Source organism: Hydrogenophaga palleronii (genome assembly GCF_031457455.1).
Classification (GTDB): domain Bacteria; phylum Pseudomonadota; class Gammaproteobacteria; order Burkholderiales; family Burkholderiaceae_C; genus Hydrogenophaga; species Hydrogenophaga palleronii_A.
Window position 1 is genome coordinate 48265 of sequence record NZ_JAVDWU010000008.1, and the last position, 25661, is coordinate 73925.

Annotated in this window: 24 protein-coding genes and 1 pseudogene; 13 read left to right on the forward strand and 12 right to left on the reverse strand. The window is 65.5% G+C overall.

From position 1 onward, the window contains the following. Nucleotides 1–162 precede the first annotated feature (162 nt). From J2W49_RS17845 to J2W49_RS25770, 9 genes and pseudogenes are all read left to right on the forward strand, one after another. The gene (locus J2W49_RS17845; RefSeq protein ID WP_310319340.1) at nt 163–1041 is read left to right on the forward strand and encodes a PhnD/SsuA/transferrin family substrate-binding protein; all 879 of its coding nucleotides are present in this window, start codon (nt 163–165) and stop codon (nt 1039–1041) included. A 54-nt stretch (nt 1042–1095) separates the two neighbouring features. Then, nucleotides 1096–1947: a phosphonate ABC transporter ATP-binding protein gene (locus J2W49_RS17850; RefSeq protein ID WP_310319343.1), complete on the forward strand. Its 852-nt coding sequence runs from the start codon at nt 1096–1098 to the stop codon at nt 1945–1947. After that, on the forward strand, nt 1922–2731 hold the full coding sequence (phnE, locus tag J2W49_RS17855) for a phosphonate ABC transporter, permease protein PhnE (protein ID WP_310319345.1): 810 nt from the start codon (nt 1922–1924) through the stop codon (nt 2729–2731). Before J2W49_RS17850 ends, phnE begins: the two co-directional genes overlap by 26 nt. A gap of 147 nt (nt 2732–2878) precedes the next feature. Then, nucleotides 2879–3229: a hypothetical protein gene (locus J2W49_RS17860; RefSeq protein ID WP_310319347.1), complete on the forward strand. Its 351-nt coding sequence runs from the start codon at nt 2879–2881 to the stop codon at nt 3227–3229. Nucleotides 3230–3433: 204 nt separating this feature from the next. Then, nucleotides 3434–4459, forward strand: coding sequence for a 3'-5' exonuclease (locus J2W49_RS17865; RefSeq protein WP_310319350.1), 1026 nt, complete (start codon nt 3434–3436; stop codon nt 4457–4459). Between the two features lie 324 nt (nt 4460–4783). Continuing rightward, entirely contained in the window at nt 4784–5926 is a 1143-nt protein-coding gene (locus J2W49_RS17870; protein WP_310319351.1) for a DUF3182 family protein, read from the forward strand. Further along, complete coding sequence (locus J2W49_RS17875; protein ID WP_310319354.1) at nt 5913–6716, forward strand: alpha/beta hydrolase family protein; 804 nt, start codon at nt 5913–5915, stop codon at nt 6714–6716. The genes J2W49_RS17870 and J2W49_RS17875 overlap by 14 nt, the downstream gene beginning before the upstream one ends. Nucleotides 6717–6828: 112 nt before the next feature. Further along, a pseudogene (locus tag J2W49_RS25765) lies at nt 6829–6969 on the forward strand (maltose acetyltransferase domain-containing protein); the annotation flags it as partial. Nucleotides 6970–7197: 228 nt separating this feature from the next. Continuing rightward, a complete protein-coding gene (locus J2W49_RS25770; protein WP_405001050.1) occupies nt 7198–7362 on the forward strand; it encodes a DapH/DapD/GlmU-related protein in 165 nt (54 codons plus the stop codon). A 48-nt stretch (nt 7363–7410) separates the two neighbouring features. Here J2W49_RS25770 and rbsD read toward each other — a convergent pair whose 3' ends face one another. The 6 genes from rbsD to J2W49_RS17910 are packed head-to-tail and all read right to left on the reverse strand — an operon-like array spanning nt 7411 to nt 13420. Further along, nucleotides 7411–7800: a D-ribose pyranase gene (gene rbsD, locus J2W49_RS17885; RefSeq protein ID WP_310319360.1), complete on the reverse strand. Its 390-nt coding sequence runs from the start codon at nt 7798–7800 to the stop codon at nt 7411–7413. Further along, nucleotides 7797–8750, reverse strand: a complete 954-nt coding sequence (gene rbsK, locus J2W49_RS17890; protein ID WP_310319363.1) for a ribokinase — start codon at nt 8748–8750, stop codon at nt 7797–7799. The genes rbsD and rbsK overlap by 4 nt, the downstream gene beginning before the upstream one ends. Continuing rightward, nucleotides 8747–9778 carry a LacI family DNA-binding transcriptional regulator gene (locus J2W49_RS17895; protein WP_310319366.1) on the reverse strand — a complete coding sequence of 344 codons (1032 nt, stop codon included), beginning with the start codon at nt 9776–9778 and terminating at the stop codon, nt 8747–8749. Before J2W49_RS17895 ends, rbsK begins: the two co-directional genes overlap by 4 nt. Before the next feature lie 48 nt (nt 9779–9826). Further along, entirely contained in the window at nt 9827–10822 is a 996-nt protein-coding gene (locus tag J2W49_RS17900) for an ABC transporter permease (RefSeq protein WP_310319368.1), read from the reverse strand. Continuing rightward, nucleotides 10819–12435 (reverse strand): sugar ABC transporter ATP-binding protein, encoded by a 1617-nt coding sequence (locus J2W49_RS17905; RefSeq protein ID WP_310319371.1) that lies wholly within the window; start codon nt 12433–12435, stop codon nt 10819–10821. The genes J2W49_RS17900 and J2W49_RS17905 overlap by 4 nt, the downstream gene beginning before the upstream one ends. Before the next feature lie 31 nt (nt 12436–12466). Continuing rightward, nucleotides 12467–13420 (reverse strand): sugar ABC transporter substrate-binding protein, encoded by a 954-nt coding sequence (locus tag J2W49_RS17910; protein ID WP_310319374.1) that lies wholly within the window; start codon nt 13418–13420, stop codon nt 12467–12469. Between the two features lie 519 nt (nt 13421–13939). Here J2W49_RS17910 and pyk point away from each other — a divergent pair. Beyond that, nucleotides 13940–15373, forward strand: coding sequence for a pyruvate kinase (pyk, locus tag J2W49_RS17915; RefSeq protein WP_310319377.1), 1434 nt, complete (start codon nt 13940–13942; stop codon nt 15371–15373). A gap of 166 nt (nt 15374–15539) precedes the next feature. Here pyk and J2W49_RS17920 read toward each other — a convergent pair whose 3' ends face one another. Further along, on the reverse strand, nt 15540–16307 hold the full coding sequence (locus J2W49_RS17920; protein ID WP_310319380.1) for a DUF481 domain-containing protein: 768 nt from the start codon (nt 16305–16307) through the stop codon (nt 15540–15542). A gap of 247 nt (nt 16308–16554) precedes the next feature. Here J2W49_RS17920 and fba point away from each other — a divergent pair, with 247 nt between their 5' ends. The 3 genes from fba to J2W49_RS17935 all read left to right on the forward strand — a co-directional run bounded on the left by fba (nt 16555) and on the right by J2W49_RS17935 (nt 19819). Then, complete coding sequence (fba, locus tag J2W49_RS17925) at nt 16555–17619, forward strand: class II fructose-bisphosphate aldolase (protein ID WP_310319383.1); 1065 nt, start codon at nt 16555–16557, stop codon at nt 17617–17619. Between the two features lie 137 nt (nt 17620–17756). Continuing rightward, nucleotides 17757–18743: an extracellular catalytic domain type 1 short-chain-length polyhydroxyalkanoate depolymerase gene (locus J2W49_RS17930; RefSeq protein WP_310319387.1), complete on the forward strand. Its 987-nt coding sequence runs from the start codon at nt 17757–17759 to the stop codon at nt 18741–18743. A 167-nt stretch (nt 18744–18910) separates the two neighbouring features. Continuing rightward, a complete protein-coding gene (locus J2W49_RS17935) occupies nt 18911–19819 on the forward strand; it encodes a phosphoribosylaminoimidazolesuccinocarboxamide synthase (protein ID WP_310319390.1) in 909 nt (302 codons plus the stop codon). 180 nt (nt 19820–19999) lie between these two features. On the opposite strand, the gene dgoD is transcribed toward J2W49_RS17935, so the two are convergent. The 5 genes from dgoD to J2W49_RS17960 all read right to left on the reverse strand — a co-directional run bounded on the left by dgoD (nt 20000) and on the right by J2W49_RS17960 (nt 25643). Further along, a complete protein-coding gene (dgoD, locus tag J2W49_RS17940) occupies nt 20000–21148 on the reverse strand; it encodes a galactonate dehydratase (RefSeq protein ID WP_310319393.1) in 1149 nt (382 codons plus the stop codon). Continuing rightward, nucleotides 21145–21813, reverse strand: a complete 669-nt coding sequence (locus tag J2W49_RS17945; protein ID WP_310319395.1) for a 2-dehydro-3-deoxy-6-phosphogalactonate aldolase — start codon at nt 21811–21813, stop codon at nt 21145–21147. The genes dgoD and J2W49_RS17945 overlap by 4 nt, the downstream gene beginning before the upstream one ends. A 28-nt stretch (nt 21814–21841) precedes the next feature. After that, entirely contained in the window at nt 21842–22816 is a 975-nt protein-coding gene (locus J2W49_RS17950) for a 2-dehydro-3-deoxygalactonokinase (RefSeq protein ID WP_310319398.1), read from the reverse strand. Nucleotides 22817–22826: 10 nt separating this feature from the next. Next, nucleotides 22827–23759 (reverse strand): dihydrodipicolinate synthase family protein, encoded by a 933-nt coding sequence (locus tag J2W49_RS17955; RefSeq protein ID WP_310319401.1) that lies wholly within the window; start codon nt 23757–23759, stop codon nt 22827–22829. A gap of 150 nt (nt 23760–23909) precedes the next feature. Further along, nucleotides 23910–25643 carry an IlvD/Edd family dehydratase gene (locus J2W49_RS17960; protein ID WP_310319405.1) on the reverse strand — a complete coding sequence of 578 codons (1734 nt, stop codon included), beginning with the start codon at nt 25641–25643 and terminating at the stop codon, nt 23910–23912. Nucleotides 25644–25661 lie beyond the last annotated feature (18 nt).

A 25661-nucleotide genomic window follows, 5' to 3' on the forward strand; every position in this document is an offset into this window, starting at 1 on the left:
TCTAGACAAGTCAAAACGCCATGGTGCCTGCATTGCGTGACAGAGCCGCGACAACCGGTGTGCCGCCACCCCTGTCACGGAAATTTCACGATCGCTCCATGGGGCTGTCATGCGGCGGCGCGAACCTAGCGAAGTTGTCTAACCAACTTGGAGTTCTTCCCCATGAAAAAACTGTTCCAGGCATCCCGCCTCGTGGCCGTGGCCACCCTGAGCTTCGCCGCCTTGAGCGCGCAGGCACAACAAACCGTGCGCATGGCCGTGACCGACATCGTGGGGCTGGAAAACCTGCAGCGCGAGTTCGGCGGCTTCCAGAAGATCCTGTCTGAAAAGTCCGGCATGAAGGTGGAGCTGTTCCCGGTGCCCAACCGCACGGCTGCGGTGGAAGCCCTCAACGCCAAAAAAATCGACCTGGTGCTCACCGGCCCGGCCGAATACGTGGTGTTCAAGAAGCGGTCTGATGCGAAGCTGGTGGTGGGCTTCAGCCGCCCGGAGTACTACGGTTCGGTGGTCACGCTGGTGGGCTCGGGTGTGGACGGCGTGGAAGACCTCAAGGGCAAGAAAGTGGCCCTGGGCGATGTGGGATCCACCTCGCGCCACCTTTCCCCCATCCAGGTGCTGGCCGACCTGGGCGTTCAGCCACAGAAAGATTTTCAGGTGCTGCACGTGAACCGCAACGTGGCGGTGGAAGCCATGAAGCGCGGGGACGTGGCCGCCATCGGCATCAACCGCACGGATTTGCCAGGCCTGAGCAAGAAATTTCCCGATGTGGTGTTCAAGGTGATCGCCCGTGGCCGCGACCTGCCCAACGATGTGCTGCTGGCCGGTGCCCACGTGCCCGACGCGACCGTGGCCGCCATGAAGAAGGTGTTCAGCGAAAACAGCCCGGCACTCATTGACGCCGTGCTCATGGGCCCCGACGAAAACCAGAAGTTCCGCGGCATGGCCTTCATTCCCACCGTTGCCGACAGCGACTACAACTACGTGCGCAAGATGTACGCGACCATCGGCCAGCCGCAGTACGCCGAATTTCTGGGCGACTGACGCCACGCCAGCGTCAACCGCACCTGAACTCTCCCGATCATGGAGCACCGGCCGATGTACCGAGAAGAACTGCCAATGGGCGGCATGCTGCCGCACGGCGCCTTGCCCGATCACGCCAGCGGCCGCACGCCGGTCTGGGAAGACGGTGCGGTGGACCTGCAGGTCAAGGGGCTGTGCAAGGCCTTCGACCCGGGCATGCCGGTGCTCTCAGACATCGAATTCTCCATTCCCAAAGGGCAGGCGGTGGCGCTGATCGGCTCCAACGGCGCGGGCAAGTCCACGCTGCTGCGCTGCTGCATGCACCTGATCGAGCCCGACCAGGGCACGGTCTACCTGTTTGGCCAGCCCCTGCAGGCACAGACCGCCAAGAGCTTGCGGGCCTTGCGTTCCAAGGTGGGCTTCGTGTTCCAGAAGCACAACCTGGTGCCGCGCCTGTCTGCCTTGTCGAACGTGTTGCACGGTGCGCTGCCGCGTGCGCCGGTGGGCCGCGCCTGGTTCCAGGGCACCGCGCCCAAAGCCCTGCGCGAAGAGGCCATGCATTGCCTGGAACGGGTGGGCCTGGCCGATCACGCACGCAAGCGGGCCGATCATCTTTCTGGTGGGCAGTCGCAGCGGGTGGCGGTGGCGCGCGCGCTCATGCAGCGCCCGCGCTTCCTGGTGGCCGACGAACCCGCCGCCAGCCTGGACCCGGTGTCTGGCGACGAAGTGATGGGCGTGTTTGCGCAACTGGTGGAGCAGGACGGTCTCACCCTGTTGTTCACCTCGCACGACCTTACCCACGCGCTGCGCTACGCCCACCGTGTGATCGCCCTGCACCGCGGCCGCGTGGCGCTGGACAGCCTGTCGCAACAGACCGATGCGGTCGCCCTCCGAGCCTTGTATGAAAACCACCACGACCGCGCTTGACCGCCACGCCTTGCCCGCTCGCTTCGAGCGCATGGGGGCCGGCAGCTTTGTACTCTGCGTGCTGGCGCTGGCGTTCTTCATCTGGTCGCTGGACGGCACCAACGTGTCAATGGGCGACTTCTTTGAGGGACTGCCGCAGATGGGCCGTTTGGTGGGCGAGATGCTGCCACCCTCCACCGCGCGGCTGGAGGCCGTGGGCTGGGCCCTGCTGGAAACTTTTCAGATGGCGCTGGTGGGCACCGTGGTGGGCGTGATCATCAGCGTACCGATCGCGGTGCTGGCCACGCCTCACCTCTCGCCGCACCCTCTCGTGTACCAGGCCGCGCGCACCCTGATCGCGTTCTTTCGCACCGTGCCCGACCTGGTGTGGGCGCTGCTGTTCGTGGTCACGGTGGGCCTGGGTCCGTTCGCCGGCACGCTGGCATTGATCGTGGACAAGGTGGGCTTTTGTGGCCGCTTCTTCGCCGAGGCCATGGAAGAGGTGGACCGTGGCCCACAGGAAGCGCTCAAGGCCATGGGCGCGAGTCGTCTGTCCGTCATCGGCTGCGCGGTGATCCCGGCGGCCCTGCCCTCGTTCATCAACACCTCGCTGTTCAGTCTGGAGAAGGCGACCCGCTCTTCGGTGATCCTGGGGCTGGTGGGGGCGGGCGGCATCGGTATCGAACTCAAGGTGGCCATGGACTTGTTCAGCTACGACGAAGCCGCCACCATCATCCTGGCGATCTTTGCGCTGGTGATGCTGGTGGAACGCGCGAGTGCGATGTTGCGTCAACGCGTCATCTGATCCGAATCGGGCGTTCGCGGGGTGCCGCCGTCCCCGAAAGCGGCACAAACACACACAAGTCCCGTTTGCCTTGTGAGGCGTGACAGCCGGGCTCGCGCTCGCCGCCCAGAATGGGCCTCTTCAATGTGAACGATCCAGGATTTCCCAATGCCCCACGTTTCCTCCGCCAAAAAGACCTTGTGCGCCACCTTGCTGGGCTTTGGACTGGCCGTGTTTTCCCCCTTGGCCAGCGCGAGCGACTATTACTTCTTCGTGGACAACCAGTCCAGCTCACGCATCGTCAAGCTGGAGGTCTCGCAGAACAAGAAGAAATGGGGCCAGTTCGACATTGGTCGGGGCATCGGCAAGGGCAAGTCGTCCAAGCTGGTCTGGGACGACAGCACCGATGAAGAAGAGTGTGAACAGTGGGTGCGCGCCAAGTTTGCTGACGGCACGTCCAGCGAACCCGCACAGATCGACTTCTGCCAGGCCATGGACGACCCCATCGTTTTTGAGTGAACGGGCTTCCGGTTCAGGCGCTCTTCCGCGTCTGAACCGTCCACAACTTCGGTGCCCTACCGTGTGGATAACCGGTGGAGCAATGCCCAGGAGGCGCATGCCTGCTGGGCTGGCGGGGTGTGCTTAAAAATTGGGCAGATGGAGCGGATGGGGCCGGTGGTCGCCAAAGGCGCCAGACCCCGACGAGTCGGGTAGGCTTGCTGGATGACCCAGTCCAGTTTCGAATTTGATGTGCCCGGCCCCGTGGCGCCGGCACCCGCACCCCAACCCGCCCGCGCCAGACGCGCGGCACCGCCCAAGGCATTGACCCCGGAGGACATGGCGCGCCTGCTGGAGCAAGACGCCAACTACCGTGTGCTGCGCCGGCTGGTTCCCATCACCGACTACGGGCCGGCGCCCTCTGCCCCTGAACTGTTGCAAAGCGCTGCCGGCACGCGGAACGTTCTGGTGCTCGACACCGAGACCACCGGCCTTTCACACCAGGCCGACAAGATCATCGAACTGGCCATGCTGCTGGTGCAGGTGGACGTGGCTTCGGGCATGCCATTCGGTCCGGTCGACTGTTTCGAAGGCTTTGAAGACCCCGGCATGCCCATTCCGGCCGTCGCCAAAGAAGTGACCGGCATCAGCGACGACATGGTCAAGGGGCAACGGCTGGACGATCAGCAGGTGGCTGCCATGGTGGCCAGGGCCGACCTGATCGTGGCGCACAACGCAGGGTTCGATCGCCCATTTGTGGAAGCCCGTTTTCCCTATTTCGCACAGAAGGCCTGGGCCTGTTCCTTTGCGGACATCGACTGGAAGGCGGCGGGCGCAGGCTCGTCCAAGCTGAGCGCGCTGGCGCTGGACCAGGGCTGGTTCTTTGATGCCCACCGCGCACTGGTGGACTGCCACGCGTTGCTCCAGGTGCTGTCCAGGCCCGTGGGGCAGGGCACGACCACCGGCGTGAATCAGCTGATGCTCGCCGCTTCCAGGTCCAGCTTCAAGCTGCGCGCCACCGGCGCCCCTTTTGAAGCCAAGGACCTGCTCAAGGCCCGGGGCTACCGCTGGGACGCCGACGCCAAGGTGTGGTGTTGCACGCTGGCCGATCAGGCGCGGCTGGAGTCTGAGCTTGAATGGCTGAAGGCGACCGTGTATGGCCGGCGCCATGCGCGCGTGGAGGTGGAGGCGATGGACAGCCTGGTGCGTTATTCGGCGCGGGCTGGCGTGGCGTCTCAAAGGGTGTTGTAGGCATCGCAACTGCACGCTCGACCTTCAGAGAAGACGATTGATGTGGGTGACCGTCAGGGGCGTATTTCTATAGTTGGTGCCCACTCTGTTTGCTGTCGGGTCGACAAGGAAAATTTGCAGCAGCAAATACGGCAAGGATGACGATTCATCCCGTCGCCGAGGGTGGCCTCACCAACGGGTACATCACTTGCCGGTGCGGTGCACCATGTCCCTTGTTTTTTTAGCGCGTGCGCTCTTCTGCGGCGAAACCTTGTCAAGTCCAACGGCCCTGCGGGCCCTGGCAGGGCAAAGCCCGGCCAGAGGCCTGCCGAGCCCGTTCGCGCCATGACCGTCGCCAAAACCCTTTTGGATCAGCCCCGGCGGCAGGTGCAGGTCTTCTTTCACCATGTTGAGTCGGGCCTGCGGCCTTCCTCGCATGAGCTTGCCAGCAAGATCCAGGTGGCCCAAGCCGTGGCGGCTCTCATCGGCGGCAACTACGAGGGCGAACTCGAGACTCAGCGGCCACCCAAGGGCTGCCTCTATCTCGTTCCCAGCGACACCTTGCCCAGCCTGGCCAGCGCACACAGGCTCGGGGTGCACACCCGCGACGATCTGTTCGGTGGGGTGGTCCCCTTTCCCTTCGTGGCATCCAAGGTGATTTCTCATCCCTTGCTGAGCCACAGCACAAGCGCTCCCGCTGGCTGGTCTGCCGGCTTTGCCGAACAGGTGAAGTCGGCCGTGCTGCCCGGCTATTCGGTTTTCAGTATCGACGACGCCAGACTCGCCAGCGCCAGGTTGCTGGCACAGGGCAGTGTGCGTCTGAAGGACCCTGGTGGGGTGGGCGGCGTCGGGCAGTGGGTGGTGAGCAGCGGTGCTGAGCTTGAGGCGCTGTTGAAGGAAATTGCCAACGAGGCATTGTGGCGCCGCGGTCTCGTGCTCGAAAGGAATCTGCGAGAGGTGGTCACCCACAGCGTGGGCCAGGTGCAGGTCGGCGAATGGCTGGCGACATACCATGGCGTGCAGCACACGACACCCAATCACACCCGCGCTGCGGTCTACGGCGGTTCGGAACTCGTGGTGGTGCGCGGCGGGTTCGACGCGCTGATGCAATTGCCGCTCGAGTCCGCCACGCGCCTGGCGGTGGAACAGGCGATGAGGTACCACGCTGCGGCGCTGGCTGCTTTTGGCGGGATGTTCATGTCGCGCAGCAACTATGACGTGGCCCAAGGCCTGGATGAGTCCGGCCAATGGCGCTCGGGGGTTCTTGAGCAGTCGTGGCGCATCGGGGGCGCCAGTGGCGCAGAGATCGCGGCGCTGCGCGCTTTCGCCGCAGACCCGCAACTGCAGCGGGTTCGCGCCAGCACCTGCGAACGCTATGGTGGCACCAGTGCCGTTCCCGCCGGTGCCTGGGTCCTGTTCGACGGCATCGACGAACGGGTCGGACGCATCACCAAATACGCAATGGCAACCGATCATGTCCACGCTTGAAGAAACCATCAGCATCGCCGTCGACCAGGCCCACCTGGATGGCACCCTGGTGACCCCCGCGACGTTGATTCCGGGGGTGCTGTTTGTGCATGGCTGGGGCGGAAGCCAGCAGCAATACCTGGCCCGGGCACGCGAAATTGCTGCCCTGGGTTGTGTCTGCCTCACCTTCGATCTGCGGGGCCACGCGGAGCACCAGAGCTTGTTCGATACCGTGTCGCGAGCGCACAACCTGCAGGATGTGCTGGCGGCGTACGACACCTTGATTCAACGCCCGCATGTCGATCCCGGTGCCATCGCCGTGGTCGGCAGCAGCTATGGTGGCTACCTGGCGGCGATCCTTTCTTCCATGCGCCCCGTGAAGTGGCTGGCCCTGCGGGCGCCGGCGTTGTATCACGACGATGGCTGGGAGAGCCCCAAGCTGCAATTGCACAAGGACCACGACCTGCGGGCCTACCGCCGCAGCCTGGTGCCCATGGACAGCAACCGGGCCTTGAAGGCCACCCACGACTTCCAGGGCGACATGCTGCTGATCGAGTCCGAATTCGACGACATCGTCCCCAAGACCACGCTGGACAGCTACCGTGAAGCGGCCCGCAATGCCCGCTCGCTCACCTACCGCTGCATGGACGGCGCCGACCATGGCCTCACCGGCGAGCGCGACCAGAGCAACTACTCGGCGGTGCTCATCGCGTGGTTGAAGGAAATGGTTGCGGGCGCCCGTCGCGTGCCGTCCGGGTCCGTCCCCGCCAATGACACTTTGGCGCCCGAAACGCCGGTCAAGTCCGCCTAGAAGGCCTCCGTTCCGGATTGCAGTAGCACCCGAGCGTGTACGCTGTGTCCGGATCGATACACCCCTTCAGGGAGACCAAGCCGTGGGAGATGCGAAGAGCCAGAAAGAGAAGATGTTGGCCGGTGAGTTCTATGTTGCGGACGATCCCGAACTCATCGCCGCCCATCTGCGGGCCCAAGCCATCCTGGCGCGGTTCAATGCCACAGCGGCCGACGCCAGCGAAGAGCGCCGCGCGTTGCTCACGGATCTGTTTGCGCGGTTCGGCGAGGGGAGCGTGCTCAAGCCAAGCCTTCGCTGCGACTATGGTTTCAACGTCTCCATCGGTGAGCGTGTGTTCATCAACTTCGACTGCGTGCTGCTCGACTGCAACCGCATCGACATTGGCAACGAAGTGCAATTTGCGCCCGGCGTTCACATCTACACCGCCACCCATCCGTTGGACGCCAAGCAACGGCGATCTGGCCTCGAGTTCGCATTGCCCGTGGTCATCGGCGACGGCGCGTGGCTTGGCGGGGGGGCCATCGTCTGTCCAGGCGTCACCATCGGCGAAAACACGGTGGTGGGAGCGGGAAGCGTCGTCGTGCGCGATCTTCCCGCCAATGTGCTGGCCGTGGGCAATCCCTGCCGCGTGGTGCGGCAGCTCTAGGGCTGTCTCATCGTCCGTCGCGTTCCCGTGAGTCGACGGACCTCGGCATCAGAATGTCACGCCAGCGATCAGGATGACGTTGGCGTACGGGGTGCACTCGCCGGTGCGCACCATCACGCGGGCCTGTGCGCTCAGGCGTTTGAATTCTTCGTGTGGCACGGCCCGCGGCTCGACGGGCAGGGTGCACCAGGCCGGCAGTCGGCCATCACTGAGCTCAATGGCTTCGACGGCAAGGATGGCTTTTTCCACCTGCATTTCAGTCAGCACCACGCGCAGCACATCGGCCACGGCCGGGATGCCCGGGGTCAGTGCCAGGTCGATGCGACGCGGGCCGGGCGGGATGGGCAGGCCCGCATCGCCGATCACCAGCATGTCGCCATGGCCCAGGCAAGCAATCGCTTGCGCGAGTTCTGCGTGGAGCAGGGGGGTGCGTTTCACAGCGCGATCCAGTCAGGAGGTTGAGGGCTTTGCGCCACGGCGGCGCGGGAGGGGATCGATGGCTGTGCTCCCGCTTGCGTGACGCACAGCGCAGCCGCCCGGATGCCGTCGCGCAAGGCGGCGTCCAGCGATGCGCTCTGCGCCAGTCCCACGGCGAGCGCGCCAAGAAAGGTGTCACCTGCCGCGGTGGTGTCCACCGCCTGCACGACCATGCCCGGGTGATGGCGGCATCCGGCGGCATCGGCGGCCACGGCGCCGGCTGCGCCCAACGTCACCACCACCTGCGCAGGCCCCTTGGCTCGGAGCGCGCGCGCAGCCTGCGCGGCTTCGGCCACTGTGGCAACCCGCTGGTCCGCCAATGCTCCCGCTTCCACCTCGTTCACGATCAAGGTGTCCACCAGTTGCCACAGCGCATCGGGCAGCGGATGCAGGGGCGATGGGTTGAGCAGTACCGGACAACCGGTCGCACGCGCCAGCTGTGCAGCGGCCAGCACCTGTGGCATGGGGATCTCCAGCTGCAGCACCAGACCACTGGCCCCCCGCAAGCGAGGTTCAAGCACGGCCCCGTCCAGCACAAAGCGGCTGTTCGCGCCAGGCACCACCACGATGCGGTTCTGCGCTGACGCATCGACGGTGATGGCGGCCACACCCGTGGTCACGTTCGGGTCGGTCTGCACGCCGCTGTGGTCAATGCCATCGGCATCCAGACCGGCGCGCAGCGTGAGTCCATACGCATCGTCGCCCACGCGGCCGAACAGGTGCACCTTGGCGCCCAGGCGGGCGCATGCCACGGCTTGATTGCCGCCCTTGCCGCCCGGCACCAGGCGCAGGTTGTCGGCCAGCACGGTCTCGCCGGGGCCGGGGGCGTGCCGCACTTGAAGCACCAAGTCCATGTTCAGGCTGCCCACCACCACGATGCGCGGCTTTGGCATGCCGATCACAGCGTTCATTCGGGTCGTCCTTCGCTGCCCGCCAGCGGGGCTGTGGAAGCACGCACGCGCAACTCGGGCTGCAGCATCACTTTGCGCGCGTCCTGGCGTTTGCCATCGATGCGCTCAAGCAGCATGTCGACCGCCAGCGCACCGATGCGCTGCTTCGGCTGTGCAACCGTGGTCAGCGGGGGGCTGGTGAAGGCGGCGAGCTCGATGTCGTCAAAACCCACGATCGACAGTGCCTGGGGCACTCGCAGGTCGCGTTCGTGGGCCGCGCAGAGCGCACCCATGGCCATGAGGTCGTTACAGACGAACACGGCGGTCGGTGGCGTGGGCGAGCGCAGCACCGCGTGCATCGCCTCGTACCCGCCCTGGCTGGTGAAGTTGCCATGCCACAACAAACCCTCGCCGTTGCCGCAGCCGGCGTCAGCCAGTGCACTGCGCCAACCGGCAATGCGTTGCTCGCTGGGGGCTATGCCGGCGGGCCCGCCGATGCACGCAATGTGCCGGTGGCCCAGCGACAACAGGTGACGGGTGGCCAGGAGGCCTCCTTGGATGTGCGCGGTCTCGACCAGGTCGCAAGGCTGCTGATCAGCCAGTTGAATCTCGCGGTCCACCAGCACGGTGGGAATGGACAGGCCAGCCAGTTGCGTGGGCAGCGTGGCATCGTGCCCGGTGGAGACCACAATGAGCCCGTCGATGCGCCGCTCGGCCAGCACCTGCAGGTAGGTGCCTTGGCGGTGTGCTTCGTCGTTGGTGTTGCACAGGATGAGGTTGTAGCCCGCGCCAAAACAACGCACTTCCACGCTGTGCACGATCTCGGCAAAGTAGGGGTTGGAGCTGTTGGGGATCAACATGCCCAGCGTGCGCGTGTTGTTGCTCTTGAGGCTGCGTGCAATCGCGCTGGGCACATAGCCCAGTGCGCGAATCGCCGCTTCGACGCGCTCGCGCCCCTCCTGGCTCACGTGGCGGGTGCCGTTGACCACGTGCGAAACGGTGGACACCGACACGTTGGCGTGGCGCGCAACGTCCTTGATAGTAGCCATGCAATAGAGTGGTGGTCGGAGGATGTGGGGTGGGTCTTCTGGTGTGGTTCAGGCCGCCGCTCGGCGCTGGCGCAGCGTGTCCACGATAACCGCTGCAACGATCACAAAACCCGTGATGATGCGCTTGCTCGGCTCGCTCGCACCCACCTGGGCCAGCCCTGCTTCCAGCACGGCAATGATCAACACGCCAAAGGCGGTGTTCACCACCGAGCCACGACCGCCCATGAGGCTGGTGCCGCCAATCACCACGGCGGCGATCACCTGCAGCTCCATGCCGCTGCCGGCGTTGGGATCGGCGGCTTCCAGCCGGGCCGACTGCATCAGCCCGGCCAGGCCCGCCATCAGGCCGGTCATGGCGAACACGATGATGCGGATGGGGCGCGGGTCCACGCCTGCCAGGCGCATGGCCTCTTCGTTGGTGCCAATGCCCACCACGCAGCGCCCAAACACCGTGCGCGACAGCACCAGCTGAGCCACTACCACCAGCAGCACGGCCAGCAAAAAGGCGAATGAGATGCCGCCAAAGAACGGCGCCGACAGCCAGGAGATCGCATCGCCCACGTACTGCGTGCGCGAGTCGGTGACCACATAGGCGCTGCCGCGCACGGCTTCGAGCATGCCCAGCGACACGATGAACGACGGCAGCCGCCATGCTACCGAGATGGCGCCCGTGAGGGTGCCGCACAGCAGGCCCGTGGCCAGTGCGAGGGCCGCCGCAGCGGGCACCGTCCAGCCCCATTGCAGGATGGCGGCGGCCGAGGTGGCGGCGGCCAGCGCCATCACCGAGCCCACCGACAGATCGATGCCCGCGATGATGAGCACAAAGGTCATGCCCACGGCCATCACGGCCAGCGCCGGGATCTCGTTGGCGATGGTGACGAAGGTCTCGGTGCTCCAGAAATACTCGGACAGCGAAGAGAACAGCGCCACCATGCCTGCCAGCACGGCAAGCAGGCCCAGGTAGGTACCCAGCTGGCTGCGCCAGACCGAGGCGTTGGTGGGGGATGTGGTCGCAGCGGCGGTGGAGGTGGCTGAGGCGTTCATGCAGTGGCGGAGGAAGAGGAGGGTAAAGAACTCGTTGGGTCAGCAGCGCGGCCCCCGGGTTCGGAAAACGCGGCCGCCAGCAGGGATTGTTCAGACCACTCGCCGCGTTCGAACACCGCCACCAGGCTGCCCGCACTCATCACGCCGATGCGGTCGGCCATGGCCATGAGCTCGTGCAGGTCAGACGACACCATGAGCAGCGCGCGTCCTTCCGAGGCCATGCGGTCCAGCTCTCCGTACAGCTCGGCGCGTGCGCCCACGTCCACGCCGCGCGTGGGTTCGTCGAGCAGCAGCACGCGGCCCTCGCGGTGCAGCCAGCGCGCAAACACCACCTTTTGCTGGTTGCCGCCCGAGAGTTGCCCCACGGGCTGCTCGGCGCTGCGGCAGCGGATGCCCAGCTTGCGCACAAAGCCTTGCACCAGACGGTTTTCGAGCCCGCGCTGCAGCCAGCCGCCGCGCGACACAGCCGACAGGTCGGACAGCGTGGCGTTGATGCGGATGGGCTGCGACAACAGCAGGCCCTGCGATTTGCGGTCTTCGGTGACCAGGCCCACCCCGGCGGCAATGGCCTGCAGCGGGGATGCGAAACCACGTGGAATCGTGCACCCCATGGCGGGGGATGCCTGACGCTCTGTATTGGCCGGTTCGGGGTACAGCGTCACGCTGCCCCGGTCTGCCCGGTCTGCGCCAAACAGCAGCCGGACCAGTTCGGTGCGGCCCGATCCCACCAGCCCCGCAATACCAAAGATTTCGCCGGCGCGCAGCGCCAGGCTCACGTCCTGTACGGCGGTGCCGCGGCCCAGGCCTTCGGCGCTCATCACCACTGGACCGGCGGCGCGACGCGGGCGGTGTTCGAGGTCGCTCACCACCCGGCCCACCATGCGCTGCACCAGATCGTCTTCGCTCATGCCGGCCATGGGTCGCACGTCCACCAGGCGGCCGTCGCGCAGCACGGCCACGCGGTCGGCGATGCGGCGCAGTTCTTCGAGCCGGTGCGACACGTAGACGATGGCCACGCCGCGTGCGGTGAGGTGCGCGATTTGTTCAAACAGGTAGTTGGTCTCGCGTGGCGTGAGCATGGCCGTGGGCTCGTCCAGCACCAGGATGCGGGTGTCGTCCTGCAGGTTGCGGGCGATCTCCACCATCTGCTGCTGGCCAATGCCCAACTGAGCCACCGGCGTGGCGGGGTCGATGGTGTCCAGGCCGATCTTGGCCAGTTGCGCGCGTGCGGCCGCGTGCAGCGCATCGCGCTGGAGCCAGCCCAGGCGGTGGGGCAGACGGCCCATCAGCAGGTTCTCGGCCACAGTGAGTGTGGGCACCAGGCCCAGCTCTTGCATCACCATGCGCACGCCGTGGCGCTCGGCGTCGCGGCGCGAGCCGGGCGTGTAGGTTTGACCATCCAGCACCATGCCACCGCGCGTGGGCTGTTCCAGCCCGCACAAGATCTTGGACAGCGTGCTCTTGCCCGCGCCGTTCTCACCGGTCAGCGCCAGCACCTCGCCCGCAAACAGCGCCAGGTTCACGCCGTCGAGCACGGTGGCGGTGTAGTCCTTGCCCACATCGTGGATGGCGAGCAGGGGCGTGGTCGGGTTTGTCGGGGAGGTTGGGGGCATGGGCGCTGTGCGTTCTGCGGTGCTTCAGAACTTATTTGCTGTCCTTGGTCACCAGCACCACGTCTGTTTTCACCGCTGCAGGCAGCTGCGCCTGGGGTGTTTTGGCCGCCAGCGCCTTCTGCGCCAGCTCGATGCCGAACACGGCCTGCTTGGCGGCGAACTGGTCCGCCGTGGCGAGCACGCGGCCATCGGCCAGCATGGGTTTGATGGCGCCGATGTTGTCGTACCCCACCACCTGCACCTTGCTGGTCTTGCCCGCGGCCTTCACGGCCGCCACGGCCCCCAGCGCCATGCTGTCGTTGCCAGCCAGCAGGGCGACCAGGTCGGGGTGCTCGCGCATCATGCCGGCCGCCACGGTGTTGCCTTTTTCAATCTCCCAGTTGCCGGACTGCACGCCCACCACGGTGATGTTGGCGGCCTTCATGGCGTCCTGGTAGCCCAGGGTGCGCTGCTGCGCATTGAAGGTGGTGGACACGCCTTCGATGATGCCCACCTTGTCGCCGACCTTGAGGCTTTTGGCCAGGTGGTCGCCCACCAGCTTGGCGCCCACGCGGTTGTCCGGGCCCACAAACGGTACGGTGATGTTCTTTTCCTTCAGCGCGTCGGCATCGAGCTGGTTGTCGATGTTGACGACGATGATGCCCTTGTCGATGGCGTTTTTGACCACCGGCACCAGCGCCTTGGAATCGGCCGGGGCCAGCACGATGGCACTGACCTTCTGCGCCATGGCCTGCTCGATCATCTTGATCTGTGCGGCCGTGTCGGTCTCGTTCTTGATGCCGTTGGCCACCAGCGTGTACTCGCCAGCGTGCGCCTTCTGGTGCGCCTTGGCGCCGTCTTCCATGGTGCGGAAGAACTCGTTGGCCAGCGACTTCATGATGAGCGCGATTTTCGGCTTGTCTTGTGCAAAGGCTGGACTGGCCAGCAGGCTGCCGACAATGGCAAGGGCGGCGGCGGTCTGAACGGAACGGCGGGTGAACGGCATGTGTTGTCTCCAGTTGGCGGTGGTTGGCGGCGCGCCGGCTTGCCGGCACGCGCTTTCGGCGGCTGATCACAGAGCATGTTTGGGGGAAACGTCCATCAACCCGTGTGCTGTCCAGGTCGCCGCGCGAACCCCGCATGTGTGATCTACCAAAGCAAAATGATATCGATGTAAAACGTTTGCGCAAACGTTTTTCTCATGAGTATTTACCCGAATCCGCTTTCCTGTAGGGGGAGATGGCTGGGGCTTCCTGTGGCCGCGTGTCACACAAAGCGCTTCGGTGCGCGCAGCGCCCAGGTGGGGTGCCGTGACCGAAGAACTGAGCCCGGGCTTTCCCCGGTCGCTGGTGTTCGAGGGGGTGCGCCGCCACACCCATCGGTTTCGCGCGGCCGTTTGACTTCGCAGAGGAGATGGCTGCTTTTGCAGGCCGTAACCCGTTGGTAACCAGTTCCACAGATAATTGAAACCAAATTACAGCCCGACACTTCCGGATCGGCACTGTTCACCCCAGGAGACAAACCCATGCCCATGCGCGCCACCAAGATCGTTGCCACCCTCGGTCCCGCTTCCAGTGACCCAGCGTTGCTGGAAAAAATGATTCGCGCCGGGGTCAATGTGGTCCGGCTGAACTTCTCCCATGGCAAGGCACAGGACCACATCGACCGGGCCGATCTGGTGCGCGAAGCCGCTCAGCGCGCCGGGCGCGAGGTGGGCATCATGGCCGACCTGCAAGGCCCCAAGATCCGCGTGGGCAAGTTTGCCGAAGGCAAGGTCATGCTGGAGCCCGGGCAGAAGTTCGTGCTGGATGCGGCGCGCACCGAGCCGGGCGACATCGAGGGTGTGGGGCTGGACTACAAGGAGCTGCCGCGCGACGTGAAGGCGGGCGACACCCTGCTGCTCAACGACGGCCTGATCGTGCTCACCATCGACAAGGTGGCGGGCTCGGCCGTGCACACCACCGTCAAGCTCGGCGGCGAGCTGTCCAACAACAAGGGCATCAACAAGCAGGGCGGCGGGCTGACGGCACCGGCGCTCACCGCCAAGGACATGGACGACATCAAGACCGCCATGGGCCTGAAGGCCGACTACGTGGCGGTGAGTTTCCCCAAGAACGCCACCGACATGGAGCTGGCGCGCCAGCTGTGCAACGTGGCGGGTGCCGCCACCGGCCACAAGCCGGCACTGATCGCCAAGATCGAGCGTGCCGAAGCCATTCCCGAGCTGGCCAACATCCTCAAGGTGTCTGACGGCATCATGGTGGCGCGCGGCGATCTGGCGGTGGAAGTGGGCAACGCCGCAGTGCCCGGCCTGCAGAAACACATGATCCGCCTGGCGCGCGAGATGGACAAGGTGGTGATCACCGCGACCCAGATGATGGAGTCCATGATCGTGAACCCGGTGCCCACCCGTGCCGAGGTGAGCGACGTGGCCAACGCCGTGCTCGACGGCACCGACGCCGTGATGCTCAGTGCCGAGACGGCTGCCGGCAAGTACCCGCTCGAAACCGTGATGGAGATGGCCAACATCTGCCAGGAGGCAGAAAAGGCCGAATACGCCGAACTCAGTGCCGATTTCAAGGGCAAGACCTTCAAGCGCATTGACCAGTCCATTGCCATGGGCGCGCTGTTCACGGCCCACCACCTGGGCGCCAAGGCTATCGTGGCGCTGACCGAATCCGGTTCGACCGCGCTGTGGATGAGCCGCCACAACGTGCGCATGCCCATTTACGCAGTCACCTCCAGCCTCACGGCGCAACGCAAGATGACGCTTTACCGCAATGTGCGTCCCCTGCTCATGGACACCAGCGCCGACCGCGACACCGCGCTTGCAGACGCCGAGGCGCACTTGAAAAACAAGGGCATCGTGCAAAGCGGCGACGTCTACGCCATCACCGTGGGTGAACCCATGGGACAGCCGGGTGGCACCAACACGCTCAAGATTTGCCGCGCGGGGTAGGGCGCCCTTCGCCTCTTCGACCAGAGGCCACAACGCCCGGCGCGAGGTGATTCCATCCAGGGGCACCGTGGAACTGGCTTCGCCAGGCCACGGGTGCCGTCCCCCTCCAAGCCGAAGGCGTCAGAGAGGGGGAAGCCGCGTCAGCGGCGCAGGGGGTGCTTCCTCTCTAGTCCAGTCGGAAGGACACCCCCGTCACCAGCATCGCGTCACCCTTCTTGAGGCCCGGTCCGGGATCGCTGTCGTGGCGGTAGCTCAGCCCCGCCGAGAGGTTCAGTGTTTCGGTCATCGCCACGGTCAGACCGGTGTCGAGCACCGCGCGGTACCTGCCTGAATCGCGCAGGTCCGGGTACAGGGTGAATTTCTGGCGCAGGCTGGTGGTGTCGGTCAGCCGGTAGCTGGACTCTTCCGACAACACCAGCTCAAGCCGGCCGTATTCGTCGCGCATGGTGCCTCTGACGTCGGTGGGCGTTACATAGCGGTCGTGCGAGTAACCCAGGCCGACGGACACATCCAGGTAGCCGCGATCGTCGCGCCAGACGTGGCGCCCCACGCCGCTGGCCACCGAATACCGGGCCGAGATGTTGGCCAGCGTGTCACGCAAGGTCTCGCCGGAACCAAAGCCGAACCAGTCGGGAGAAATATCGCGGTCGTACTGTGTGCGAAGGGCATAGCGCTCTGTGGTGGCCACGCCAGCGTTTTGCGCCCGGTCTGCCTTGGCATTCCACGTCCATTTGTCATCGATGGTCTGTCGGGCGCCCTCGGCTGCCAGGTTCAGTGAGCCAGCGTTGTTGTTGCCTGACGAGATATTGGCGCCGGCCGTCAACAGATAGCGCCACTGGCCATCGGGCTTGAGCGTGATCTGTGCCTGCGAGAGCACCGGCACGAGCAGGGCGACCACGGCAGTCAGGGGCGCGATCAGGGGGCGGCATGGCATGGGGGTTCCTTCCTCTTGGCTTGTTGTTGGCGATAATCAACCCGAGAAGGTTCACAGTTTGGGTAGCGCAGTTCCCCGTCGCTTTGTGACGATTGGTGTCTGTGTAGAGCAAAACACCCGGCTGACAAGGCGTCAGCGCCTGTCAGAAGGCCCTGCTTTCACGCACCAGGGCATGGGAGGATGACCACCAGCGGTAAAATCCGCCGTTAGTTACATCCGGGTTACCAACTGCTTTAAAGGGATTTCCATGGCACTCGTTTCCATGCGCGAACTGCTCGACCACGCCGCAGCCAATGGCTACGGCATTCCGGCTTTCAACGTCAACAACCTGGAGCAGGTGCAGGCCGTGATGGCCGCTGCCGACGAGGTGGGTGCACCCGTCATCCTGCAGGCCAGCGCCGGCGCCCGCAAATACGCCGGTGAGCCTTTCATCAAGCACCTGATCCAGGCCGCCATGGAAGCCTATCCGCACATTCCGCTGGTCATGCACCAGGACCACGGCACCAGCCCCAAGGTCTGCCAGGGCGCCATCGATCTCGGCTTCGGCTCGGTCATGATGGACGGCTCGCTGATGGAAGACGGCAAGACGCCGGCCAGCTTTGAATACAACACCGAAGTCACCCGCAAGGTGGTGGAGATGGCGCACAAGGTTGGCGTCACCGTGGAAGGCGAGCTGGGCTGCCTGGGCAACCTCGAAACCGGTGAAGCCGGCGAAGAAGACGGCATTGGCGCTGAAGGCAAGCTGGACCATTCCCAGATGCTGACCGACCCCGAAGAAGCCGCCGTGTTCGTCAAGGCCACGCAGCTCGACGCGCTGGCCATCGCCATCGGCACCAGCCACGGCGCCTACAAGTTCAGCCGCAAGCCCACCGGCGACATCCTGGCCATTTCCCGCGTCAAGGAAATCCACGCCCGCATTCCCAACACCCACCTGGTGATGCACGGCTCCAGCAGCGTGCCGCAAGACCTGCTGGACATCATCAACCAGTACGGCGGCAAGATGAAACAGACCTACGGCGTGCCGGTGGCGGAGATCCAGGAAGCCATCAAGCACGGCGTGCGCAAGATCAACATCGACACCGACATCCGCATGGCCATGACCGGCGCGGTGCGCAAGTTCCTGGCCGAGAACCCGGACAAGTTCGACATGCGCGAATGGATGAAGCCCGCCCGCGAAGCGGCCAAGGCCGTGTGCAAGCAACGGTACATGGAATTCGGCTGTGAAGGCCAGGGCGCCAAGATCAAGGGGGCGTCGCTGTCGGTGATGGCGCAGAAATACGCCACTGGGGAGCTGGCGCAGCAGGTGGTCTGAGCCCAGGACTGCTGTTCAAGCCCAAAAAAGCCACCCGCGAGGTGGCTTTTTTTTGTGGGTGGAGGCTTTTACACATCGATACCGCGGTGCAGGCCTAGTGTGCATTGGCGGGGGCCGCTGGGCCCAGAATGGGCCAGATGAAATCCCGAAAGCGGTCCACCAGCTGGACCAAGCTCTTTGAGCGCAACATGAAGACCATGACGCGCATGGCCACCGCGTCCAGCGCACGCAGCCGGTCACGGGCCTCGCCACTGGCGACGCCGCTTGCGCTCGCTCCCGGCGGTGGCACCTGGACGCCAGGTGTGGCCATGGGCGCCACCGGCGTGCGGCGCTACCGGATCTACCGCCCGCCCGGCATTGGGTTTGGCGAACGCCTGCCGCTGATGGTGATGCTGCATGGCTGCGGGCAGGACGCGAACCGCTTTGCGCTCAGCACGCGGATGAACCAGCTGGCGGCCAAGGAGCGCTTTCTGGTGCTCTACCCCGAACAGGACCGGATCGCGAACGCACAGGGTTGCTGGAACTGGTTCGACACCGACAACGGGCGCGCCTACGGTGAGGCGGCCCTGATCATGAATGCGATCGATCAGGCGTGTCTGCTGTACCCCGGCGACCGCAGCAAGGTGGCGGTGGCGGGCCTGTCTGCCGGCGCGAGTATGGCTGCGCTGCTGGTGGCCCGGCATCCGGAACGTTTCAAGGCGGTGGTGATGCACTCGGGCATTCCACCGGGCACGGCGCACTCCGGCCTGTCGGCGCTGGGCGCCATGCACGGCCGACGCGAAACGCCACCGCTGGTGGCGGCCACCTGGCCCCCATTGCTGGTGGTCCACGGTGCAGCCGACCACGTGGTCTCACCGCAGAACGGCCGGGCGGCGGCGCGCGTCTGGGCCGAAGCGGCTGGCGCCAAGCCAGGTGATGAACGGCGCGTGCAGCGCGGGCAGCGCCACCCGATGCAGGTCACGGACTTCAAGCGACGGGGGCGCACGATGGCCACGCTGGTGGCGGTGGACAGGCTGGCGCATGCCTGGAGCGGTGGGGCGGCCCGCCAGCCGTACAGCGACGGGCAGGGGCCGGATGCGTCTCGCATGGCCTGGGCGTTTGCTGCCCGGCAGTTTCGTTCTTGAAGTGAAACGCCCCCTGCCGCGCTGTGACTTCACTCCCTCGCCCCGCTGGGGAAAGGAGTGAAGACACGGCTGCCCAACCTGCGATAATCCCCCGGAATGGTTCGGAGCCCGTTGACTGTTCAGTCACCGGGCTTTTTTCCTGTCTGTCACTTTTTCCGTGCCCGATCATGACTTCCGCCCTGCACACCTCTGCACTGACCTCTCTGCACCTGCTGGCGCGCGGCAAGGTGCGCGACAACTACGCTGTGGGCAATGACCGCATCCTGATGGTCGCGTCCGACCGCATCAGCGCGTTCGACGTGATCATGGGCGAGCCGATTCCGGGCAAGGGTCGCTTGCTCACGCAGTTGTCGCTGTTCTGGTTCGACAAGCTCGGCCCGAACGGCCTGAACATCTGCCCCATCCACCTCACCGGCGAATCGCCCGAGAGCGTGGTCACGCCGGCCGAAGTGCCGCAGGTGGAAGGTCGCTCCATGCTGGTGCAGCGCCTCAAGCCCATTCCGGTGGAGGCGGTGGTGCGCGGCTATCTGGCTGGTAGCGGCTGGAAGGAATACCAGGAGAGCCAGTCGGTGTGCGGCGTGCCGCTGCCCGAAGGCCTGCAGAACGCGTCCAAGCTGCCGGAACCCATCTACACGCCTGCCGCCAAGGCCGACATGGGCGAGCACGACGAAAACATCACCTTCGAACAGACGGTGGCCATGATCGGCGCGGATCTCGCCGCGCAGATCCGCGATGTGTCGATCGCGCTGTACAAGGCCGCTGCGGCCATTGCGCTGGAGAAGGGCATCATCATTGCCGACACCAAGTTCGAGTTCGGCCTGGACGCGAAAGGCACGCTGGTGCTGATGGACGAGGTGCTCACGCCCGACAGCTCGCGCTACTGGCCACTGGAGAGCTATGTGGTGGGCCAGAACCCGCCCAGCTACGACAAGCAGTTCCTGCGCGACTGGCTGGAGACCGCGCAGGTGGGCGGCAAGGCCTGGGACAAGACGCCGCCCGCGCCGCGCCTGCCCAAGGAAGTGATTGAAAAGACGGCGGCCAAGTACCAGGAAGCGCTGAAGCGGCTGATGGGTTAAGAGGCTGAGCGTCTTTCGCTCATGCCCGCTCACCACGCCCAAACGCACCCACTCGGCGTTGCAAATGCGCGCCATAGCCCGAGCTATGGCTGTGCTTTGCGCCTTGATTGGGCACGTTTGGACGCGTTGCTCGGACACGCCCGAAAAACGCTCAGCCTCTGACCTGAGGGTTGCTGCCAATCACCATTCAGCAAAGCTGCCGTCCCCGTGGCGCCAGACCGGGTTGCGCCAGCGGTGCCCTTCGCTCGCGCGTTCCTTCACATAGGCTTCGTTCACCTCAATGCCCAGGCCCGGCCCGGTGGGGATGGTGACCATGCCGTCCTGGTAGGCGAACACCTCGGGGTTGCACACGTAGTCCAGCAGATCGTTGGCCTGGTTGTAGTGGATGCCGAGGCTCTGTTCCTGGATGAAGGCGTTGTAGCAGCCCGCGTCGATCTGCAGGTTGGCCGCCAGTGCGATGGGGCCGAGCGGGCAGTGCAGGGCCAGCGCCACGTCGTAGGCCTCGGCCATGGCCGCGATCTTGCGCGTTTCGGTGATGCCGCCGGCGTGCGAAGGGTCGGGCTGGATGATGTCCACGTAGCCTTCTGAGAGGATGCGCTTGAAGTCCCAGCGGCTGTAGAGGCGTTCGCCCAGCGCGATGGGCGTGCTGGAAAGATGGGCCAGTTCCTTGAGGGCTTCGTGGTGTTCGCTGAGCACGGGCTCTTCAATGAACATGAGGCGGTAGGGTTCCAGTTCCTTGAACAGCACCTTGGCCATGGGCTTGTGCACGCGGCCGTGGAAGTCCACGCCAATGCCCACGTTCGGCCCCACGGCATCCCGCACGGCGGCCACGTTGGCCAGGCAGCGTTCCACTTTGTCAAAGCTGTCCACGAACTGCATTTCTTCGGTACCGTTCATCTTCACGGCGGTGAAGCCGCGCGCCACGGCGGCCTTGGCTGCAGCTGCGGTTTCGCTGGGGCGGTCGCCACCGATCCAGCTGTAGACGCGGATGCGGTCGCGCACGCTTCCGCCCAGCAGTTCAGACACCGGCACACCCAAGGCCTTGCCCTTGATATCCCACAGCGCCTGGTCGATACCGGCCAGCGCGCTCATGTGGATGCCGCCGCCCCGGTAGAAGCCGCCCCGGTACATCACCGTCCAGTGGTCCTCGATGTGGCGCGGGTCCTTGCCCACGAGATAGTCGGCAAGCTCGTCGACCATGGCGGCCACGGCATGGGCGCGTCCTTCCAGCACGGGTTCGCCCCAGCCGCTGATGCCTTCGTCGGTCTCGATCTTGAGGAAGCACCAGCGTGGTGGAACGATGTAGGTGGTGAGGCGGGTGATCTTCATGACGGTGTGGGCGAAAGAGCGGGCGGGGTCTGTGTGGCGGCTTTCCAGGCGTGCACGAAAGCTTTGGCCTGCTGGGCCACCTGCTGTGCACTGTCACCCGGGCGGTACAGGGCCGAACCCAGGCCCAGGCCGTTGGCCCCAGCGGCCACATAGGGCGCCACGTCATCGGGCGTGATGCCACCCACCGGCACGATGGCCACCGGGGGCGTGAGCACCGCGCGCCAGGCCTTGAGACCCACCGTGCCCAGGGCTTCGGCGGGAAACATCTTGAGCACGTCGGCGCCTGCGGCGAGTGCGGCGAAGGCTTCAGTGGGCGTGGCCACGCCGGGGGCGCAGGCGAGACCTGCGGCCTTGGCTGCGCGGATCACAGCCGCGTCGCTGTGCGGCATCACCACCAGCTGGCCACCGGCGGCGGCGATGTCGGCACACGACTCGGGCTGCAGCACCGTTCCCGCGCCGATGAGCGCATCGGCCGGCAGGGTGTCGCGCAGCAGCCGGATGCTGCGCAGCGGATCGGGCGAGTTCAAAGGCACTTCGATCACGCGAAAGCCTGCGTCGTAGAGCGCTTGGCCAATGTCTGCGGCTTCATGCGGCCGCAGGCCACGCAAGATGGCGATCAGCCCGCAGTGAGAAAGCGCAACGTGGAGGTGATCGGAGGGGGTCATGGGGGTCGCTGAAGATGGGGTCTGCGATTCATATCAGGCCGCCCGCCTGCGCGATGGACCACAGGCCCAGCGGGGTGACTTCAGAGCGGATCAGCGGTGAGTCCTGGCCATGCACTTCCAGCGCAGCGGCGTAGCGCTGGCACAAAGAGGGCTCGCCGCACAGCACCACGCGCAGGCCGTCGCCCAGCAGCGCGCCGGCCAGCGCGGCCACTTCATGGCCAATGAGCAGGCCGGAGAGGTAGTCGGGTTGCGAGGTGGACGGCAGGCTGCCGGTGAGGCCGAGCGTGCGGCAGCTGAACACGTTGGACAGCACCCCCATGGCGCCCTCGGGCGAACGGGCCACGCGCAGCCCCCGCGTGAAGGCGGCTTCGTCGAAGGCTGCATTGATGGCCATGGTGCGCCCCAGCAGCGTGTGCTGGCAAAACGCGGCAAAAACCTCGCCGGTCATGAAGGTTTCGAACCGGGTGATCGAGCCGTCTTCCACCAGTGCCCACTTGCTGTGTGTGCCCGGCAGGCCAATCACCATGCGCTGAAGTGCATCGCCGTTGGGTGCCAGGCTTTGCAGCACGCCGGCGATCTGCGTTTCTTCGCCCCGCATCACATTGGGCAGGTCGCCACGCTGGATGAGCCCGGGCACGATGTGCAGCGATGGCCCGCTGCCACGTGGCACCACGGTGAAAGCGTGCGACAGATCGGCCGCACGGCTGGGCAGTGGCTGGTAAGCCGCATCCTTCCAGCCCTGCGCACTGCCCACCATGCCGCAGGCGAGCAAGGGCACGTCTGGGTGTTCCTGCAGCCACGCGCCGCAGACGCTTTGCAGCGCCGCTTCAAAGCGGTCCGCCACGAGGTTGGATGTGACCGCGGGCAGGTGCATGATGCCGTGCTCGCTGCGCCGGCTCGCCAGCACCCGGCCGCCCGCGCCCAGCGCATAGGCACGCAAGGAGCTGGTGCCCCAGTCGAGGGCGATCAGTGCGGGGGAGTCATGTAGGTCGGTTGAAGTCATTTGGGCGAAGTCACTTGCTCCACTTCAAGACCAAGGGATCCAGCCGCCTGGCGATGTCAATCAGGCACCGACGCACGTCGGAATGCATGGCCGGAAACGGGTGACGTCCTGCCTCGCAGGCGATCACACCACCTTCTTTCATCAGCGCCTTGGCCGTCAGAATGCCGCCCTGGCGGTTCTCGTGGTTGATCAGCGGCAGCCAGCGCTGGTACAGGCTGAAGGCCTGATCGGCATCGCCCTGGCGGTGCGCTTCGATGATCGGGCGGATGCCATCGGGAAAGCCGCCACCGGTCATGGCACCGGTGGCGCCCGCGTCCAGGTCGGCCAGCAGGGTGATCGCCTCTTCACCATCCCACGGGCCTTCGATGGCATCGCCGCCCAGACGGATCAGCTCGCGCAGCTTGCTGGCCGCCCCCGGCGTCTCGATTTTGAAGTACGCCAGGTGCTCGATCTCCTGCGCCATGCGCGCCAGGAACGGGGCCGAGAGCACGGTGCCGCTGGCCGGCGCGTCCTGCACCATGATGGGAATGTCGATGGCGTCGGACACGCGGGCGTAGAACTCGTGGATGAGCTGTTCGGGCACGCGGAACGTGGCACCGTGGTAGGGCGGCATCACCATCACCATGGCCGCACCCATGTCCTGTGCGCGCCGGCTGCGCGCCGCGCAAACCGATGTGCCGTAGTGCGTGGTGGTGACGATCACCGGCACCCGCCCGGCCACATGCTCAAGGCACAGACGCGTCAGCGTTTCGCGCTCATCGTCCGACAGCGAGAACTGTTCAGAAAAGTTGGCCAGGATGCACAAGCCATCCACGCCAGCGTCGATCATGAAATCGAGGCAGCGCTTCTGGCTCTCCAGGTCCAGCGTGCCGTCCTCATGGAAGGTGGTGGGCACGACGGGGAAGATGCCACGGTAGCGCGGCGTGGGTGATGTAGATGTCATGGTCAAGTCAGCTCAAACAGTTGTTGGACGAAGGAAAAGCGCTCAGCGTGCCGAGGTCCAGTCCAGGGCTTCCGTGGAACCGGCTTTGCCGGGCCACAGGGAGCGTCCCCCTGGGGGGGGAAGGCGCGAAGCGGCGCAGGGGGTAGTCATTTAATGCGAATGGCGTGGGACGGCCGAGCCTCTGCAGCCCACGAGGAAATCAAAATCACAGCCTTCATCGGCCTGCAACACATGGTCCACATACAGGCGCCGGTAGCCACCATTGCCACCCACATCGGCAAGGTCCAGCGTGGCCAGGCGATCGGCCAGTTCGGTGTCGCTGATGTCCAGGTGCAGGCGGCCCTGTTCACAATCCAGTTCGATGAAGTCGCCATCGCGCACGGCGGCCAGCGGGCCTCCGGCGGCGGCCTCTGGCGCCACATGCAGCACCACCGTGCCATATGCGGTGCCGCTCATGCGGGCATCGGAAATGCGCACCATGTCCTTGATGCCCTGGCGCAGCAGCTTGGGTGGCAGGCCCATGTTGCCCACCTCGGCCATGCCGGGGTAGCCGCGCGGGCCGCAGTTCTTCAGCACCATCACACAGGTGGCGTCGATGTCCAGGTCTTCGTCGACGATGCGCTCCTTGTAGTGTTCGAGGTTTTCGAACACCACGGCGCGGCCCCGGTGCTTGAGCAGTTCCGGCGTGGCGGCCGAGGGCTTGAGCACCGCGCCGCGCGGCGCCAGGTTGCCCCGCAGAATCCGGATGCCGCCGTCGGCCAGCAGCGGCTTGTCGAGCGGGCGGATCACCTCGTCGTTGTACTGCGGCGCTTCGCGAACGTTGTCCCACAGGCTCTTGCCGTTGACCGTGAGTGCATCCGGGTGGGGCAGCAGATTGTGTTCGCCCAGCCGGCGCAACACGGCGGGCAGGCCACCCGCGTAATAGAACTCTTCCATCAGATAGCGGCCGGAAGGCTGCAGGTCCACCAGGGTCGGGGTGCCCGCGCCGATGCGTGTCCAGTCTTCCAGTTCCAGCGGCACACCCATGCGACCAGCGATGGCCTTGAGGTGGATCACCGCGTTGGTGGAGCCGCCGATGGCGGCGTTGGTGCGGATAGCGTTCTCGAAGGCTTCACGCGTGAGGATCTTCGACAGCGTGAGCCCTTCGTGGGCCATTTCCACAATGCGCTGGCCCGACATGTGCGCGAGCACATAGCGGCGCGCGTCCACGGCGGGAATGGCCGCGTTGTGCGGCAGCGAGGTGCCCAGCGCTTCGGCCATGCAGGCCATGGTGCTGGCCGTGCCCATGGTGTTGCAGGTGCCGGCCGAGCGCGACATCCCGGCCTCGGCCGCGAAGAACTGGTGCTCGTTGATCTCGCCCGCCTTGAGCGATTCGTGCAGCTGCCACACCGCGGTGCCGGAGCCGATGTTCTTGCCTTCGAGCTTGCCGTTGAGCATGGGCCCACCCGTGACCACGATGGCCGGCACGTCGCAGCTGGCCGCACCCATCAGCAGCGCGGGCGTGGTCTTGTCGCAGCCCACCAGCAGCACCACGGCGTCGATGGGGTTGCCGCGAATGGCTTCTTCCACGTCCATGCTGGCCAGGTTGCGCGTGAGCATGGCGGTGGGTCGCAAGTTCGATTCACCGTTGGAGAACACCGGGAACTCGACCGGGAAACCGCCGGCTTCATAGATGCCACGCTTGACGTGTTCGGCGATCTTGCGAAAGTGCGCGTTGCAGGGCGTGAGTTCGCTCCAGGTGTTGCAGATGCCGATGATGGGGCGACCGTCGAACGCGTGATCGGGGATGCCCTGGTTCTTCATCCAGCTGCGGTACATGAAGCCGTTCTTGTCGGCGGTGCCGAACCATTCGGCGGAGCGGAGTTTGCGCTTGGGGGTGGTCATGGTTGTGGTGTGAAAGGA

Coding starts and splice junctions, on each gene's coding strand:
- J2W49_RS17845 (WP_310319340.1), top strand. CDS start 163: ATGAAAAAACTGTTCCAGGCATCCCGCCTCGTGGCCGTGGCCACCCTG.
- J2W49_RS17850 (WP_310319343.1), top strand. CDS start 1,096: ATGTACCGAGAAGAACTGCCAATGGGCGGCATGCTGCCGCACGGCGCC.
- phnE (WP_310319345.1), top strand. CDS start 1,922: ATGAAAACCACCACGACCGCGCTTGACCGCCACGCCTTGCCCGCTCGC.
- J2W49_RS17860 (WP_310319347.1), top strand. CDS start 2,879: ATGCCCCACGTTTCCTCCGCCAAAAAGACCTTGTGCGCCACCTTGCTG.
- J2W49_RS17865 (WP_310319350.1), top strand. CDS start 3,434: ATGACCCAGTCCAGTTTCGAATTTGATGTGCCCGGCCCCGTGGCGCCG.
- J2W49_RS17870 (WP_310319351.1), top strand. CDS start 4,784: ATGACCGTCGCCAAAACCCTTTTGGATCAGCCCCGGCGGCAGGTGCAG.
- J2W49_RS17875 (WP_310319354.1), top strand. CDS start 5,913: ATGTCCACGCTTGAAGAAACCATCAGCATCGCCGTCGACCAGGCCCAC.
- rbsK (WP_310319363.1), bottom strand. CDS start 8,750: ATGAACGCTGTGATCGGCATGCCAAAGCCGCGCATCGTGGTGGTGGGC.
- J2W49_RS17895 (WP_310319366.1), bottom strand. CDS start 9,778: ATGGCTACTATCAAGGACGTTGCGCGCCACGCCAACGTGTCGGTGTCC.
- J2W49_RS17900 (WP_310319368.1), bottom strand. CDS start 10,822: ATGAACGCCTCAGCCACCTCCACCGCCGCTGCGACCACATCCCCCACC.
- J2W49_RS17905 (WP_310319371.1), bottom strand. CDS start 12,435: ATGCCCCCAACCTCCCCGACAAACCCGACCACGCCCCTGCTCGCCATC.
- J2W49_RS17910 (WP_310319374.1), bottom strand. CDS start 13,420: ATGCCGTTCACCCGCCGTTCCGTTCAGACCGCCGCCGCCCTTGCCATT.
- pyk (WP_310319377.1), top strand. CDS start 13,940: ATGCCCATGCGCGCCACCAAGATCGTTGCCACCCTCGGTCCCGCTTCC.
- J2W49_RS17920 (WP_310319380.1), bottom strand. CDS start 16,307: ATGCCATGCCGCCCCCTGATCGCGCCCCTGACTGCCGTGGTCGCCCTG.
- fba (WP_310319383.1), top strand. CDS start 16,555: ATGGCACTCGTTTCCATGCGCGAACTGCTCGACCACGCCGCAGCCAAT.
- J2W49_RS17930 (WP_310319387.1), top strand. CDS start 17,757: ATGAAATCCCGAAAGCGGTCCACCAGCTGGACCAAGCTCTTTGAGCGC.
- J2W49_RS17935 (WP_310319390.1), top strand. CDS start 18,911: ATGACTTCCGCCCTGCACACCTCTGCACTGACCTCTCTGCACCTGCTG.
- dgoD (WP_310319393.1), bottom strand. CDS start 21,148: ATGAAGATCACCCGCCTCACCACCTACATCGTTCCACCACGCTGGTGC.
- J2W49_RS17945 (WP_310319395.1), bottom strand. CDS start 21,813: ATGACCCCCTCCGATCACCTCCACGTTGCGCTTTCTCACTGCGGGCTG.
- J2W49_RS17950 (WP_310319398.1), bottom strand. CDS start 22,816: ATGACTTCAACCGACCTACATGACTCCCCCGCACTGATCGCCCTCGAC.
- J2W49_RS17955 (WP_310319401.1), bottom strand. CDS start 23,759: ATGACATCTACATCACCCACGCCGCGCTACCGTGGCATCTTCCCCGTC.
- J2W49_RS17960 (WP_310319405.1), bottom strand. CDS start 25,643: ATGACCACCCCCAAGCGCAAACTCCGCTCCGCCGAATGGTTCGGCACC.